This is a genomic window from Pseudomonas sp. THAF187a (assembly GCF_009363395.1).
Lineage (GTDB): Bacteria > Pseudomonadota > Gammaproteobacteria > Pseudomonadales > Pseudomonadaceae > Aquipseudomonas > Aquipseudomonas khazarica.
Genome location: NZ_CP045349.1, coordinates 1531716 through 1547000, shown reverse-complemented (window position 1 = coordinate 1547000; position 15285 = coordinate 1531716). Strand labels below are relative to the sequence as shown.

Here is a 15285-nt window from a genome sequence, read left to right as displayed (position 1 = left end):
GGCAGGAAATCAGAGCGTCATCTTAACAGCAGCCACGGGCCGCGAGCGTCACGCCGCGAGCAACAACGACGCTCGTTGTCGCTGGTGGCTTGCAGACTGTCGCTGCTTTATAGTTGCTGACTTCCCTCGTTTTACCAGTGCAGCCGATCACCATGACCGAAGCCCGCAAGATCCTCGTTACCAGCGCCCTCCCCTATGCCAACGGTTCGATCCACCTCGGCCACATGCTCGAGTACGTACAGACCGATATGTGGGTGCGCTACCAGAAACTGCGCGGCAACCAGGCCATCTACGTCTGTGCCGACGACGCCCACGGCTCGGCCATCATGCTGCGCGCCGAGAAGGAAGGCATCACGCCCGAGCAACTGATCGACGGTGTGCGCGCCGAGCACATGGCCGATTTCGCCGAGTTCGGCGTGGCCTTCGACAACTACCACTCGACCCACTCGGAAGAGAACCGCGAGCTGTCGTCCTCGATCTACCTGGCGCTGCGCGACAAGGGCCACATCGCCACGCGCGCGGTCACCCAGTACTTCGACCCCGAGAAGGGCATGTTCCTCGCCGACCGCTTCATCAAGGGCACCTGCCCGAAGTGCGGCACCGAGGACCAGTACGGCGACAACTGCGAGAAATGCGGCGCCACCTATTCGCCGACCGAGCTGAAGAACCCGAAGTCGGCCATCTCCGGCGCCACCCCGGTGCTCAAGGAGTCGCAGCACTTCTTCTTCAAGCTGCCGGACTTCGAAGCCATGCTCAAGCAGTGGACCCGCTCCGGCGCCCTGCAGGAGGCGGTTGCCAACAAGATCGCCGAATGGCTCGACGGCGGCCTGCAGGAGTGGGACATCAGCCGCGATGCGCCCTACTTCGGCTTCGAGATTCCCGATGAACCGGGCAAGTACTTCTACGTCTGGCTGGATGCGCCGATCGGCTATATGGCCAGTTTCAAGAACCTCTGCTCGCGCCGCCCGGAACTGGACTTCGACGCCTTCTGGGGCAAGGACTCCAGCGCCGAGCTGTATCACTTCATCGGCAAGGACATCGTCAACTTCCACGCCCTGTTCTGGCCAGCCATGCTCGAAGGCGCCGGCTACCGCAAGCCGACCGCCGTCAACGTGCACGGCTACCTGACCGTCAACGGGCAGAAGATGTCCAAGTCGCGCGGCACCTTCATCAAGGCGCGCACCTACCTGGACCACCTGAACCCGGAATACCTGCGTTACTACTACGCCAGCAAGCTGGGCCGTGGCGTCGATGACCTCGACCTGAACCTCGAGGACTTCGTGCAGAAGGTCAACTCCGACCTGGTCGGCAAGGTGGTCAACATCGCCAGCCGCTGCGCCGGCTTCATCCACAAGGGCAACGGCGGCCTGCTGGTCGCCGCCGACCCTGAGCCGGAGCTGTGGAACGCCTTCCGCGCCGCCGCGCCGAGCATCGCCGAGGCCTACGAGGCGCGCGACTTCTCCCGCGCCATGCGCGAGATCATGGCGCTGGCCGACCGCGCCAACGCCTGGATCGCCGACAAGGCCCCCTGGGCCCTGAACAAGGTGGAAGGCAAGCAGGCCGAGGTGCAGGAAATCTGCGCCCTGGGCATCAACCTGTTCCGTCAGCTGGTGATCATGCTCAAGCCGGTGCTGCCGCAGCTGGCCGCCGACGCCGAGGCCTTCCTCAATGTCGCCCCGCAGACCTGGGCCGACCTGGCGCTGCCGCTGGCCAACCACCAATTGAACCCGTTCAGCCCGCTGCTGACCCGTATCGAACAAGCGAAGATCGACGCCATGACCGAAGCCTCCAAGGAAGATCTGGCCGCCGAAGCCGCCAAACCACAGGGCAACGGCGAGCTGGCCAAGGACCCGCTGGCGGCCGAGATCAACTTCGATGCCTTCGCCGCCGTCGACCTGCGCATCGCGCTGATCGAGAAGTGCGAGTTCGTCGAGGGCGCCGACAAGCTGCTGCGCCTGTCGCTGGATATCGGTGACGAGAAGCGCAACGTGTTCTCCGGCATCAAGTCCGCCTACCCGGACCCGAGCAAGCTGGAAGGCCGCCTGACCCTGTACGTCGCCAACCTGGCGCCGCGCAAGATGAAGTTCGGCATCAGCGAGGGCATGGTCCTGGCGGCCGGCCCCGGCGGTGAAGATATCTACCTGCTCAGCCCGGACAGCGGCGCCAAGCCGGGCCAGCGCGTCAAGTAAGCCACACGCCAGGAGGCCTCGATGAAACCATGGATGGCGGCAACGCTTGCGTTCGTCCTGGCGGGTTGCTCAGACCCGTCGGGCCTGCCGCAGGGCGGCGCCCTGCAGGGCGAACGCAACAAGGCCGACAGCTACCTGGCCTATGAACACCATGTGGCCATCGAACTGCCCGCCGAACGTATCGGCGAGCGCCTCGCGGCTACCCGCGAGGCGTGCCTGAGCGAGCGCTTCGGCGCCTGCAGCCTGATCACGGCGCAACAGAGCAGCGGCCAGGCGCCGCGTGGCGAACTGACCCTGCGCATCGTCCCCGATGGCGTCGAGGCCATCACCCAGCTCGCCAGCGCAGACGGTGAACTGACCAGCCGCACCACCCACGCCGAGGACCTGGCCCAGGCGGTTGCCGACAACCGTCGCCAGCACGAGCAGTTGCTGCGCCAGCAGCGCACCCTGCAGCAATTCGAGAAACGCGACGACCTCGCCGTCGCCGACCTGCTTGCCCTGGCCCGTGAACAGGCCGCCCTGGAAGTGCAGCTGCAGGCCATCGCCCAGGACGCCGCCCAACAACAACGGCGCCTGGACACCAACCTGCTGACCCTGCGCTTCAGCAGCCCCTACGAGCGTTCGCCCCTGGGGCGCATTGGCGAAGCGTTCTCGCGCCTGCAGGACAACCTCGCCGAAGGCACCGCCAACCTGATCGAGTTCATCGGCTACAGCCTGCCCTTCCTCATCGTGCTGTTCCCCGTGGCCCTCGGCCTGCGCAAACTGTGGCGACGCCTCACCCGTCACTGAGTCCAGCTGTGACGAATGGTCGCCAAGTGCAGGCGATTCGCCGCATGCGGCTTGTATGGCCAGGGCTGCTTCCCGATAATAGGCGCCCTTTTCCTAAGGCCTTTGCGCATTCGACGGCAACCCGATGACCGAACTCGTCCTGATCATGGTCAGCGCCATCCTGGTCAACAACTTCGTGCTGGTGCAGTTCCTCGGCCTGTGCCCGTTCATGGGCGTGTCGAAGAAGATCGAAACCGCCATCGGCCTGTCGCTGGCCACCACCTTCGTGCTGACCCTGGCGGCCATGTGCAGCTACCTGGTGCAGCAATACGTGCTGAAACCGCTGGACCTGGAGTTCCTGCGCACCATCAGCTTCATCCTGGTGATTGCCGTGACCGTGCAGTTCACCGAGATGGTGGTGAACAAGACCAGCCCCCTGCTGTACCGCGTGCTGGGCATCTTCCTGCCGCTGATCACCACCAACTGCATCGTGCTCGGCGTGGCCCTGCTCAACGCCAACAAGAGCGAGTTCACCTTCATCACCGCCACCGTCAACGGTTTCGCCGCCGGCCTGGGCTTCTCCCTGGTGCTGGTGCTGTTCGCCGCCATGCGTGAGCGCATCGCCATCGCCGACGTGCCCAAGTCCTTCCAGGGTGCGGCCATCGGCATGATCACCGCCGGCCTGATGTCGCTGGCGTTCATGGGCTTCTCCGGGCTGATCAAGCTATGAGCCTGGTCCTGGTCGCGATCGCCGCGCTGCTCGCGCTGTGCCTGATCGCCGGCGCCATCCTCGGCTTCGCCGCCGTGCGCTTTCGCGTCGAGGGCGACCCCATCGCCGAGCAGATCAACGCCCTGCTGCCGCAGACCCAGTGCGGCCAGTGCGGCTACCCCGGCTGCAAGCCCTACGCCGAGGCCATCGCCGGCGGCGACAAGATCAACAAGTGCCCGCCCGGAGGCGAGGCGACCATCGCCGCCCTGGCCGACCTGCTCGACGTCGAGCCGGAGCCACTGGACGCAGTGGAAGGCGAGAAGCCGCAGATGGTCGCCTTCATCCGTGAGGCGGAGTGCATCGGCTGCACCAAGTGCATCCAGGCCTGCCCGGTGGACGCCATCGTCGGCGCGGCGCGGCAGATGCATACGGTGATCGTCAGCGAGTGCACCGGCTGCGACCTGTGCGTCGAGCCCTGCCCGGTGGACTGCATCGACATGCTCGAAGTCGGCAGCACGGTGCAGAGCTGGAAATGGGACAAGCCACTGGCGCCCGGCCAGCTGATCGCCAGTGACCGGGAGCAGGCCGCATGAGCGCCGTACTGAAAGACCCCATGAAGATCTGGGACATCCCCGGCGGCATCCATCCGGCCGAGCACAAGGACCTGTCCAACCGCACGCCGGTCCAGGCGCTGCCCCTGCCCAAGCGCCTGGTGCTGCCGCTCGGCCAGCATATCGGCGCCGCCGCCGAGCCCTGCGTGGCGGTCGGTCAGCGCGTGCGCAAGGGCGAGAAGATCGCCGAGGCCAACGGCTTCGTCAGCGTGCCGCTACACGCACCGACCTCCGGCACCATCGCCTGCATCGGCGAGCAGCCCTACCCACATGCCTCCGGCATGCTGGCGCCGGCCATCGTCATCGACAGCGACGGCCTGGATGAGTGGCTGCCACTGACGCTCCCCGCCGACTACCGCAGCCTGGAGCCCGGCGAACTGCTGACGCTGATCCGCGAGGCCGGCATCAACGGCCTGGGCGGCGCCGGCTTCCCCACGGCGGTCAAGCTCACCGCGCGGCCGACACAGAAGATCCACACGCTGATCATCAACGGCACCGAGTGCGAACCTTACATCACCGCCGATGACGTGCTGATGCGCGAGCGCGCCGCCGACCTGGTGGCCGGTATCGCCGTGCTGGCCCACCTGATCCAGCCGGAGCAGGTGCTGATTGGCATCGAGGACAACAAGCCCGAAGCCGCCGCCGCCGTGCAGGCCGCCTGCGCCGGGCACGATTTCCAGGTACGGGTGTTCCCCACCAAGTACCCGTCCGGCGGCGAGAAGCAGCTGATCCAGATTCTCACCGGCGTCGAGGTGCCCAGCGGAGGGCTGCCGGCCGATATCGGCATCCTCTGCCAGAACGTCGGCACCTGCGTGGCCATCCATGACGCCGTGCTGCTGGGCAAACCGCTGATCTCGCGCATCACCACGCTCACCGGCGCCGCGCTGGCGCGGCCCGGCAACGTCGAGGCGCTGATCGGCACGCCCGTCCGCGAGCTGCTGGCCTTCGCCGGGCTCGACCAGGGCAGGCTCAATCGCCTGATCATGGGCGGACCGATGATGGGCTTCACCCTGCCCAGCCTTGACGTGCCGCTGATCAAGACCAGCAACTGCCTGCTCGCCAGCACCGCCGAGGAACTGCCGGCACCACCACCCGCCATGCCCTGCATTCGCTGTGGCGAATGTGCCGAGGCCTGCCCGGCCAGCCTGCTGCCGCAGCAGCTGCATTTCTTCGCCCTGGGCCAGGAACACGAGCAGCTCAAGGCGCACAATCTGTTCGACTGCATCGAATGCGGCGCCTGCGCCTACGTCTGCCCGTCGAGCATCCCGCTGGTGCAGTACTACCGCGTGGCCAAGGCGGAGATTCGCGAGCTGGAGCAGAAGCAGCTCAAGGCCGAACACTCCAAGCAGCGCTTCGAGCAACGCCAGGAACGCCTGCGCCGCGCCGAGGAGCAGAAGGAAGCCGAACGCAAGGCCCGCGCCGAGAAAGCCGCGCGCGCCAAGGCGGCGCAGGCCGAAGCGCCTCCGGCAGCAGCAGCCTCGCCAGCGGATGAAGCGCTGAAGAAACTCAAGATCGAAGCCAGCATGGCCCAGGTCGCGCTGAAGAAGGCGGAAAAGCAACTGGCCGCCCACGACACCGCCGAGCTGCAGGCGCAGGTCGCCGAGCTGCGCCGTGCCGCCGAGGCCGCGCAGCAAGCGCTGGCCGAGGCCCAGGCTGCCGCCCCCGCGCCCGCACCGAAAGCCGCTGGCGACGAGGCACTGAAGAAGGCCAAGATCGAAGCCGCCATGCTCAAGGCCCAGCTGCGCAAGCTGGAGAAGCTCGACAGCCCGGACGACGAACAGCAGGCCGAAATCGCCCGCGTGCGCCAGCAGCTGGAAGCCGCTGAGAAGGCCCTGGCCGAACTGGACAGCGAGAAGCCCGCTGCCGCTGCCAAACCCGCCGGCGACGAGGCACTGAAGAAGGCCAAGATCGAAGCCGCCATGCTCAAGGCCCAGCTGCGCAAGCTGGAGAAGCTCGACAGCCCGGACGACGAACAGCAGGCCGAGATCGTCCGCGTGCGCCAGCAGTTGGAAGCCGCCGAAAAGGCCCTGGCCGAACTGGACAGCGCGAAACCCGCTGCCGCTGCCAAACCCGCCGGCGACGAGGCGCTGAAGAAGGCCAAGATCGAAGCCGCCATGCTCAAGGCCCAGCTGCGCAAGCTGGAGAAGCTCGACAGCCCGGACGATGAACAGCAGGCCGAAATCGCCCGTGTACGCCAGCAGCTGGAAGCCGCTGAGAAGGCCCTGGCCGAACTGGACAGCGAGAAGCCCGCTGCCGCCGCCAAGCCCGCCGGCGACGAGGCGCTGAAAAAAGCCAAGATCGAGCTGGCGATGAAGCGCGCCGAACTGAAGAAGGCCGAGAAGGCCGGCAGCGACGAAAGCGCGCTGCAACCACTGCGCGATGCCCTGGCCGCAGCCGAGCAGGCCCTGCATGCCGCCGAGGAGAACTCGGACAAACCGGCACCGCAACTGGTGCGCACCGAGCGCCCCGGCGTGGATGCCGAGCAGAAGGCGCTGAAGACCGAAGTCGCCTTCGCCCGCGCCGACCTGCGCAAGCTCGAACGTGACGACAGCGCCGCAGCCGATGCACTGGAGCAGGCACGCAGCCGCCTGGCCGAGGCCGAACGCAAGCTGGCCGAATACCAGACGTAACGATCGCCCCGGATGAGATCCGGGCGACATGACGACAGCCCAGAGCATCCGGGCAACACAGACCACCGTAGCCCGGATGCAATCCGGGGAATGAATACCCACTGCGATCAACACGAACGCAGTAACAGGAGCGCCGATGGCCCTGCCCCGCATCACATCGCCCCACGCCACGGGCAGCAACCGTACCCAGCAGGTCATGCTGCAGGTGCTGCTGGCCACCGTGCCGGGCATCTTCGCCCTGACCTGGCTGTTCGGCATCGGCACCCTGTTCAACCTGGTCTGGGCCAGCCTCTGCGCACTGGGCTTCGAAGCCGCACTGCTGGCCGCACGCAAGCGCCCGCTGGCATTCTTCCTCAAGGACTACAGCGCCCTGGTCACCGCCGTGCTGCTGGCCGTGGCCCTGCCGCCCTACTCGCCCTGGTGGCTGACGCTGGTCGCCTGCGGCTTCGCCATCGGCTTCGGCAAGCAGCTCTACGGCGGCCTCGGGCAGAACCCGTTCAACCCGGCCATGGTCGGCTACGTGGTGGTGCTGATTTCCTTCCCCGTCGACATGACCAGCTGGCCCGCACCGCACGGCGTCGCCGCGCTGGACGGGATCAAGCACATCCTTGGCCTGGCCAGCCTGCCCGACGGCTGGGCGCAGGCCACCGCACTCGACGCCCTGAAGGTCAACAAGAGCCTGACCATCGACGAACTGTACGCCGTCAACCTGGCCTTCGGTCGCTTCGGCGGTGCGGGCAGCGAAGCGGTCAACCTGGCCTTCCTCGCCGGCGGCCTGTACCTGCTGCACAAGCGCCTGTTCACCTGGCACGCACCGGTGGGCATGCTCGCTGCGCTGTTCGTCATGAGCCTGCTGTTCTGGAACGGCAGCGGCTCCGACTCCAATGGCTCGCCGCTGTTCCACCTGCTCACCGGCGCGACCATGCTCGGCGCCTTCTTCATCGTCACCGACCCGGTATCCGGCGCCACCAGCAATCGTGGCCGGCTGGTGTTCGGCATCGGCGTCGGCGTGCTGGTCTACGTGATCCGCACCTGGGGCGGCTACCCGGATGCGGTGGCCTTCGCGGTGCTGCTGATGAACCTCGCGGCACCGACCATCGACTACTACACGCGGCCGCGCAGCTACGGCCATCGCAAGCCCAACAGCGGCTTCAAGCTGGGAGAATGAGCATGCTGCCGGAAATCAGCCGCTCGATGCTGAAGAACGCCCTGGTGCTTGGCCTGTTCGCCATCGCCACGGTGGGCAGCGTCGCCTTGCTGCAACAAGGCACCGCCGAGCGCATCGCCAACGCCGAGCGCGAGGCGCAGGTGCGCGCCCTCGCCGAGATCCTGCCGGCCGGCAGCTACGACAACCACCTGCTGGACAATCGCATCGAACTCGACGCGCCGGAACTGGGCCACCGCAGCCCGCAGTCGGCCTACCTGGCGTTCAAGGACGGCCAGCCCAGTGCGCTGATCCTGCCGGTCACCGCGCCGGACGGCTACAGTGGCGCCATCCACCTGCTGGTGGGCATCTACGCCGACGGTCGCCTGGCCGGCGTGCGCGTGCTCAGCCACAAGGAAACCCCCGGCCTGGGCGACCGCATCGAGCTGGCCAAGAGCGACTGGATACTCGGCTTCGCCGGCAAGTCCCTGAGCGATCCCGACGAGGAAGGCTGGGCGGTGAAGAAGGATCGCGGCGACTTCGACCAGTTCGCCGGTGCCACCATCACCCCGCGTGCCGTGGTCAAGGCCGTGCACGGCGCCCTGCGCTACTTCGCCAGCCATCGCGCCCAGCTGCTGGGCCTGACGGAGGATGAACGATGACCAGCTATCGCGACATCACCCTCAACGGCCTGTGGAAGAACAACCCGGCGCTGGTGCAGCTGCTCGGCCTCTGCCCGCTGCTCGGGGTGAGCAACTCTACGGTCAACGCCCTCGGCCTGGCGCTGGCCAGCGCCGTGGTGCTGATCTGCTCCAACACCGCCGTGTCGCTGGTGCGTGGGGTGGTCAACACCGCCGTGCGCCTGCCGGCCTTCGTCATGATCATCGCTGCACTGACCACCTGCATCGAACTGCTGATGCAGGCCTACACCTACGAGCTGTACCAGATCCTCGGCATCTTCATCCCGCTGATCACCACCAACTGCGTGATCCTCGGCCGCGCCGACGGTTTCGCCGCCAAGCACGACCCGGCGCGCGCCGCCTATGACGGCCTGATGATGGGCCTCGGCTTCGGCGTGGTGCTGGTGCTGATCGGCTCGATACGCGAGCTGCTCGGCACGGGCGCCCTGTTCGCCAACATGCACTTGCTGTTCGGCCCGGTCGCGGCCGACTGGAAGCTCACCCTGGTGCAGGACTACCGCGGTTTCCTGCTGGCCATCCTGCCGCCGGGCGCCTTCATCGTCCTGGGCCTGCTGATCGCCGGCAAGAACCGCATCGACCAGATCGCCGCCGAACGGGCCAAGGCCGCTGCGCCCGAGGCGCCAGCACAGAGCCGCCGCGTGCGGGTCACCGGAGTCATCGAGTGATGGCGCCCAGGTGAGCGACAAACCCTAGCCCGGATACAATCCGGGAATGCCGAAACCACCCGCCCAGGATTGCATCCGGGCTACGCCAGAACCCCTGAGCCATGAACGCAGCCAAACGCCTGGAAATCTTCCGTCGCCTGCACGAGGACAACCCCGAGCCGAAGACCGAGCTGGCCTACAGCAACCCCTTCGAGCTGCTGGTGGCGGTGACGCTCTCGGCCCAGGCCACCGACGTCAGCGTCAACAAGGCCACGGCCAAGCTGTTCCCGGTGGCCAACACGCCGGAGGCGATCTACGCCCTCGGCGTCGAGGGCCTGTCCGAGTACATCAAGACCATCGGCCTGTACAACAGCAAGGCGAAGAACGTCATCGAGGCCTGCCGCATCCTCATCGAGAAGCACGGCAGTCAGGTACCGGACAACCGCGAGGACCTCGAAGCCCTGCCCGGCGTGGGCCGCAAGACCGCCAACGTGGTGCTCAACACCGCCTTTCGTCAGTTGGCCATGGCCGTGGACACGCACATCTTCCGCGTCAGCAACCGCACCGGCATCGCCCCGGGCAAGAACGTGCTGGAGGTGGAGAAGAAGCTGCTCAAGTTCGTGCCCAGGGATTATCTGCTCGACGCCCACCACTGGCTGATCCTGCATGGGCGCTACGTCTGCACCGCGCGCAAACCGCGCTGTGGCGCCTGCCGCATCGAAGACCTGTGCGAGTACAAGGCCAAGACCTCGGACGATTGATCGACCATAGAATCCGGCGATCTTCTGATTGAAAAAATCTTTTTTACCCGCTCAATTTTTGCCGCTATAAGGTGCGCAAATGGCCCCTGGTAATGGGCCTGGAGTGGAATAGATGAGCACAGACAAAGAAGACCTCGAACTGGACGAAGACTTTGTCGCGGACGATGCAGACGATGCCGAGCCTGCGGTGGAAGTTGCCAAGACCAACCTGACCAAACGCCGCATCATCGACAACTTCCTCGAAGAGCGCCGCCTGCACAAACAGCTGGCCGAATACGACTTCGATATCTGAAGCCGCACGAAAAAGCCCCGCAGACGCGGGGCTTTTTTCATCGACGCGGCAATCAGTCGCGACGCGAGGGCGAGAGCAGCTCGACCTTGTAGCCGTCCGGGTCCTCGACGAAGGCCAGGATGCTCGTCCCATGCTTCATCGGCCCCGGCTCACGGGTGATCTTGCCGCCGCGCGAGCGGATATCCTCACAGGCCTTGTAGACATCTTCCACTTCCAGGGCGATGTGGCCGTAGCCGCTACCCAGCTCGTAGCTGTCGACGCCCCAGTTGTGGGTCAGTTCGATCACGCTGTTATGCGCCTCGTCGCCATAGCCGACGAACGCCAGGGTGAACTGGCCGTCCGGATAGTCCTTGCGGCGCAGCAGGGTCATGCCCAGCACTTCGGTATAGAAGGCGATGGACTTGTCCAGGTCGCCGACACGCAGCATGGTGTGCAGCAGTCTCATGGCTGTTCTCCTCATCGGCCCGCTGTTACCGGGCCCAGAATGACGAACCCCGGCGCGTGGCCGGGGTCGTTTGACACGCTGCAAGCAGTCTATCAGAGCAGCTTGCGGCCCTTGCCTGCGGCGATGCGCATGCGCAGGGCGTTGAGCTTGATGAAGCCCGCCGCGTCCTGCTGGTTGTAGGCGCCGCCGTCTTCCTCGAAGGTCGCGATGTTGGCGTCGAACAGCGAGTCGTCGGACTTGCGGCCAGTGACGATGACGTTGCCCTTGTACAGCTTCAGGCGGACCACGCCGTTCACGTTGGCCTGCGAGGCGTCGATCATCTGCTGCAGCATGACGCGCTCCGGGCTCCACCAGAAACCGTTGTAGATCAGGCTGGCGTACTTCGGCATCAGCTCGTCTTTCAGGTGCGCCACTTCACGGTCGAGGGTGATCGACTCGATGGCGCGGTGCGCCTTGAGCATGATGGTGCCGCCGGGGGTCTCGTAGCAGCCACGGGACTTCATGCCGACGAAACGGTTCTCGACGATATCGAGACGGCCGATGCCGTTCTCGCCGCCGATGCGGTTCAGCTCGGCCAGCACCTGCGCCGGGCTCATGTCCTTGCCGTCGATGGCAACGATGTCACCGCCACGGTAGGTCAGCTCGATGTAGGTGGGGACGTCCGGCGCCGCTTCCGGCGACTTGGTCCAGCGCCACATGTCTTCTTCGTGCTCGGTCCAGGTGTCTTCCAGCACGCCGCCCTCGTAGGAGATGTGCAGCAGGTTGGCGTCCATGGAGTACGGCGACTTCTTCTTGCCGTGGCGCTCGATCGGGATGGCGTGCTTCTCGGCATAGTCCATCAGCTTCTCGCGCGACAGCAGGTCCCACTCGCGCCACGGCGCGATGACCTTGACGCCCGGCTTCAGCGCGTAGGCGCCCAGCTCGAAACGCACCTGGTCGTTGCCCTTGCCGGTGGCGCCGTGGGAGATGGCGTCGGCGCCGGTCTCGTTGGCGATCTCGATCAGGCGCTTGGCGATCAGCGGACGGGCGATGGACGTACCCAGCAGGTACTCGCCTTCGTAGATGGTGTTGGCACGGAACATCGGGTAGACGAAGTCGCGGACGAATTCTTCGCGCAGGTCGTCGATGTAGATTTCCTTGACGCCCAGCGCCTGTGCCTTGGCACGGGCCGGCTCGACCTCTTCGCCCTGACCGAGGTCGGCGGTGAAGGTCACCACTTCACAGTTGTAGGTATCTTGCAGCCACTTGAGGATCACCGAGGTGTCCAGGCCACCGGAATAGGCCAGAACTACCTTTTTGACGTCCGCCATGCCATCACTCCACGGGTTGTACGGTAAAACCCGTGATTCTACTGACCCTGCCGGTCAATTTACAGAGGCGCGACAGCTTGTGATGACGAAGCGACGAGGATAAGCGGTCATTTTCCGGCCGTGGACGCCGGCGGCCACCCTCGAGCGGACTCGCGGCCCCGCCGTGGTGCCGCATGTCTCAGGAGGGCGTGCTGCCTGCGGGGTCGGCAGCCGGACTCGCCGGCGTGGTCTGTGGCGCCGCTTCCGGCACGGGCACGCGGTCCAGGCGCAGGGTCGCCCGGCGGTTCCTGGCGCGGTTGGCCTCGCTGTTGTTCGGCACCAGCGGATAGCGCTCGCCGTGGAAGCGCACGGTAATCTGCTCGGCCGGGATGCCACCTGCCTTGAGATAGTCCTGCACGGCCAGCGCGCGACGGCGCGAGAGATCGCGATTGGTCAGGCGATTGCCGGTGTTGTCGGCGTGGCCGTCGATCTGGAAGCTGTTGATGCTGGGGTCGGCCTTGACGAACTCGAGAACGATGTCGAGCTTGGCCCTGGCCATCGGATCCAGGTCGATGCCGCCGCCGGGGAAACCGATCTGCGCCTGGCGGATCTGGTCGAAGTTGACCGGCAGCAACTTGGCCGTACAGGCCTGGTAGTCATCGTAGGCCTGGTGAAACTTCACCGGCAGCAGGCGCACCTCCAGGCGCTCCCCACCATTGAAGGTACGGTGGCGCACCACTGGGCTGCGCCCTTCCAGCAGGCCGCTGAGCAGGCGCGCGCCCTGCTCCTGCGAGGTGTTGAACGGCACCTCGCCCTGGCCGACGCTGACCACGCCCAGATTGATGTCCTCGCGTCCGGGCTGCCACGGCGCCGCAGCCGCCAGCAGGGTCGCCGAGCCGGCGCCCATCCAATGTTCACGGGCCTTCAGGCGGAACGTCACCTGCTCACCGGCGCGGCGCACGAACTCGCCGCTGCCGAAGTTGCTGATCGGCTGGCTCAGGCGGCACTCGAACTGATCACCCTCGACCTTCCACTCCACCTTCTCCAGCCGGGTCTGGAAGCTGATGGCATGCGCCGGCAGGCACAGAGGCATGCCAGCCAGCAGGCTGATCAGGATGAAATAGGGCGCACGCACGGCAGGCTCCAGGGCGGTTCACGGCATTCTCTGCTGATATCGGTCAGCCGCGCGAAAACTTGACCCCTGCGCGTGATTGTCACGTCGGCGCAAGCGCGAACAGCTGCTTTTCAGGTACCATGCGGCCACGTTTTACCCGCCTGGAAGCCTCCATGTCCGACCGTCTGACTCTTCTGCGTCCCGATGACTGGCACATCCACCTGCGCGACGGCGCGGTGCTGCCACACACCGTCGGCGATGCCGCGCGCACTTTCGGCCGCGCCATCATCATGCCCAACCTGGTACCGCCGGTGCGCAATACCGCCGAGGCCGACGCCTACCGCCAGCGCATTCTGGCCGCACGCCCGGCCGGCAGCCGTTTCGAGCCGCTGATGGTGCTCTACCTCACCGACAACACCAGCCCCGAAGACGTGCGCGCGGCCAAGGCCAGCGGGTTCGTGCATGCGGCCAAGCTCTACCCGGCCGGCGCCACCACCAACTCCGACTCGGGCGTGACCAGCATCGACAAGATCTTCCCGGCCCTGGAAGCCATGGCCGAAGTCGGCATGCTGCTGCTGGTGCACGGCGAAGTGACCCGCGCCGAGATCGACGTGTTCGACCGCGAGAAGATCTTTATCGACGAGCACCTGAGTCGCGTGGTCGAGCGCTTCCCGACGCTCAAGGTGGTGTTCGAGCACATCACCACCCGTGACGCCGTGCAGTTCGTCGAGGCCGCCTCGGCCAACGTCGGCGCCACCATCACCGCCCACCACCTGCTGTACAACCGCAACCACATGCTGGTCGGTGGCATTCGCCCGCACTTCTATTGCCTGCCGATCCTCAAGCGCAACGTGCACCAGGAAGCCCTGCTCGACGCCGCCACCGGTGGCAACGCCAAGTTCTTCCTCGGCACCGACTCGGCGCCGCACGCCAAGCATGCCAAGGAAGCCGCCTGCGGCTGTGCCGGCTGCTACACCGCCTACGCCGCCATCGAGCTGTATGCCGAGGCCTTCGAACAGCGCGGCGCGCTGGACAAGCTGGAGGCCTTCGCCAGCTTCCACGGCCCGGACTTCTACGGCATGCCGCGCAACAGCGAAAGCATCACCCTGGTGCGCGAGGAATGGACCGTACCGGCCAGCCTACCGCTCGGCGAGAACAGCGTAGTGCCCCTGCGCGCCGGCGAAACCCTGCGCTGGAAGCTGCTGGAGGCCCAGGCATGAGCGAAGACAACTACGACGACGAACTGGACCCGAGCCTGCCGGCCGGCCCACGCTCGCCGATGGCAGCGCGCTTTCGTGGCTACCTGCCGGTCGTGGTGGACGTGGAGACCGGTGGTTTCAACAGCGCCACCGACGCGCTGCTGGAAATCGCCGCCACCACCATCGCCATGGACGAGACGGGTTTCCTCTATCCGGATCACACCCACTTCTTCCGCATCGAGCCCTTCGAGGGCGCCAACATCGAACAAGCGGCCCTGGAGTTCACCGGCATCAAGCTCGATCACCCGCTGCGCATGGCGGTGAGCGAGGACCATGCCCTGGGGGAAATCTTCAAGGGCATTCGCAAGTCGATCAAATCGGCCGGCTGCAAGCGCGCGATCCTGGTCGGGCACAACAGCAGCTTCGACCTCGGCTTCCTCAATGCCGCCGTGACGCGCTGCGGCATCAAGCGCAACCCGTTCCACCCCTTCTCCAGTTTCGACACCGCCACGCTGGCCGGCCTCGCCTATGGCCAGACCGTACTGGCCAAGGCCTGCCAGGCTGCCGGTATCGAGTTCGACGGCAAGGAGGCGCACTCGGCGCGCTACGACACCGAGAAGACCGCCGAGCTATTCTGCGGCATCGTCAACCGCTGGAAGGAAATGGGCGGCTGGGACGAGTTCGACCACTGATCCCTGCCTCCGTATGCGTATCAAAAAACCGGCACCTGCCGGTTTTTTCATGCCTGGAAAATGCGCGGCCTGCGCCGTTCGTCAGGAGGCGCGAGCA

The 15285-nt window shown here is 66.0% G+C and carries 15 protein-coding genes; 12 read left to right on the top strand and 3 right to left on the bottom strand.

Annotated elements, in window-relative coordinates:
• The first annotated feature begins 152 nt into the window (after positions 1 to 152).
• The 10 genes from metG to FIV02_RS07120 all read left to right on the top strand — a co-directional run bounded on the left by metG (position 153) and on the right by FIV02_RS07120 (position 10449).
• Positions 153 to 2189, top strand: coding sequence for a methionine--tRNA ligase (metG, locus tag FIV02_RS07165; protein ID WP_047593052.1), 2037 nt, complete (start codon positions 153 to 155; stop codon positions 2187 to 2189).
• A gap of 21 nt (positions 2190 to 2210) precedes the next feature.
• Positions 2211 to 2978 carry a DUF4349 domain-containing protein gene (locus FIV02_RS07160; protein WP_152488222.1) on the top strand — a complete coding sequence of 256 codons (768 nt, stop codon included), beginning with the start codon at positions 2211 to 2213 and terminating at the stop codon, positions 2976 to 2978.
• 124 nt (positions 2979 to 3102) lie between these two features.
• Positions 3103 to 3687, top strand: a complete 585-nt coding sequence (rsxA, locus tag FIV02_RS07155; protein WP_037049106.1) for an electron transport complex subunit RsxA — start codon at positions 3103 to 3105, stop codon at positions 3685 to 3687.
• Positions 3684 to 4259: an electron transport complex subunit RsxB gene (rsxB, locus tag FIV02_RS07150; protein WP_134676336.1), complete on the top strand. Its 576-nt coding sequence runs from the start codon at positions 3684 to 3686 to the stop codon at positions 4257 to 4259. The genes rsxA and rsxB overlap by 4 nt, the downstream gene beginning before the upstream one ends.
• Positions 4256 to 6907, top strand: a complete 2652-nt coding sequence (gene rsxC, locus FIV02_RS07145) for an electron transport complex subunit RsxC (RefSeq protein ID WP_256663088.1) — start codon at positions 4256 to 4258, stop codon at positions 6905 to 6907. The genes rsxB and rsxC overlap by 4 nt, the downstream gene beginning before the upstream one ends.
• A gap of 136 nt (positions 6908 to 7043) precedes the next feature.
• Positions 7044 to 8075 carry an RnfABCDGE type electron transport complex subunit D gene (locus tag FIV02_RS07140; protein ID WP_152488221.1) on the top strand — a complete coding sequence of 344 codons (1032 nt, stop codon included), beginning with the start codon at positions 7044 to 7046 and terminating at the stop codon, positions 8073 to 8075.
• A 2-nt stretch (positions 8076 to 8077) separates the two neighbouring features.
• On the top strand, positions 8078 to 8713 hold the full coding sequence (rsxG, locus tag FIV02_RS07135; RefSeq protein WP_037055496.1) for an electron transport complex subunit RsxG: 636 nt from the start codon (positions 8078 to 8080) through the stop codon (positions 8711 to 8713).
• Entirely contained in the window at positions 8710 to 9417 is a 708-nt protein-coding gene (locus FIV02_RS07130; RefSeq protein WP_152488220.1) for an electron transport complex subunit E, read from the top strand. Before rsxG ends, FIV02_RS07130 begins: the two co-directional genes overlap by 4 nt.
• A 101-nt stretch (positions 9418 to 9518) precedes the next feature.
• Positions 9519 to 10157, top strand: a complete 639-nt coding sequence (gene nth / locus FIV02_RS07125; protein WP_037055492.1) for an endonuclease III — start codon at positions 9519 to 9521, stop codon at positions 10155 to 10157.
• 112 nt (positions 10158 to 10269) lie between these two features.
• Complete coding sequence (locus tag FIV02_RS07120; protein WP_004423730.1) at positions 10270 to 10449, top strand: PA3496 family putative envelope integrity protein; 180 nt, start codon at positions 10270 to 10272, stop codon at positions 10447 to 10449.
• Positions 10450 to 10501: 52 nt separating this feature from the next.
• Here FIV02_RS07120 and gloA read toward each other — a convergent pair whose 3' ends face one another.
• The 3 genes from gloA to FIV02_RS07105 all read right to left on the bottom strand — a co-directional run bounded on the left by gloA (position 10502) and on the right by FIV02_RS07105 (position 13318).
• On the bottom strand, positions 10502 to 10894 hold the full coding sequence (gene gloA / locus FIV02_RS07115; RefSeq protein ID WP_037055490.1) for a lactoylglutathione lyase: 393 nt from the start codon (positions 10892 to 10894) through the stop codon (positions 10502 to 10504).
• 92 nt (positions 10895 to 10986) lie between these two features.
• On the bottom strand, positions 10987 to 12204 hold the full coding sequence (locus FIV02_RS07110; protein WP_037055488.1) for an argininosuccinate synthase: 1218 nt from the start codon (positions 12202 to 12204) through the stop codon (positions 10987 to 10989).
• 178 nt (positions 12205 to 12382) lie between these two features.
• Positions 12383 to 13318 (bottom strand): OmpA family protein, encoded by a 936-nt coding sequence (locus FIV02_RS07105; RefSeq protein WP_037055486.1) that lies wholly within the window; start codon positions 13316 to 13318, stop codon positions 12383 to 12385.
• Between the two features lie 152 nt (positions 13319 to 13470).
• Between FIV02_RS07105 and pyrC the strand changes: the two genes are divergently transcribed.
• Together pyrC and rnt are read left to right on the top strand one after the other, a co-directional pair.
• Entirely contained in the window at positions 13471 to 14517 is a 1047-nt protein-coding gene (gene pyrC / locus FIV02_RS07100) for a dihydroorotase (protein WP_152488219.1), read from the top strand.
• On the top strand, positions 14514 to 15188 hold the full coding sequence (gene rnt, locus FIV02_RS07095) for a ribonuclease T (protein WP_047584482.1): 675 nt from the start codon (positions 14514 to 14516) through the stop codon (positions 15186 to 15188). The genes pyrC and rnt overlap by 4 nt, the downstream gene beginning before the upstream one ends.
• Positions 15189 to 15285: the final 97 nt, after the last annotated feature.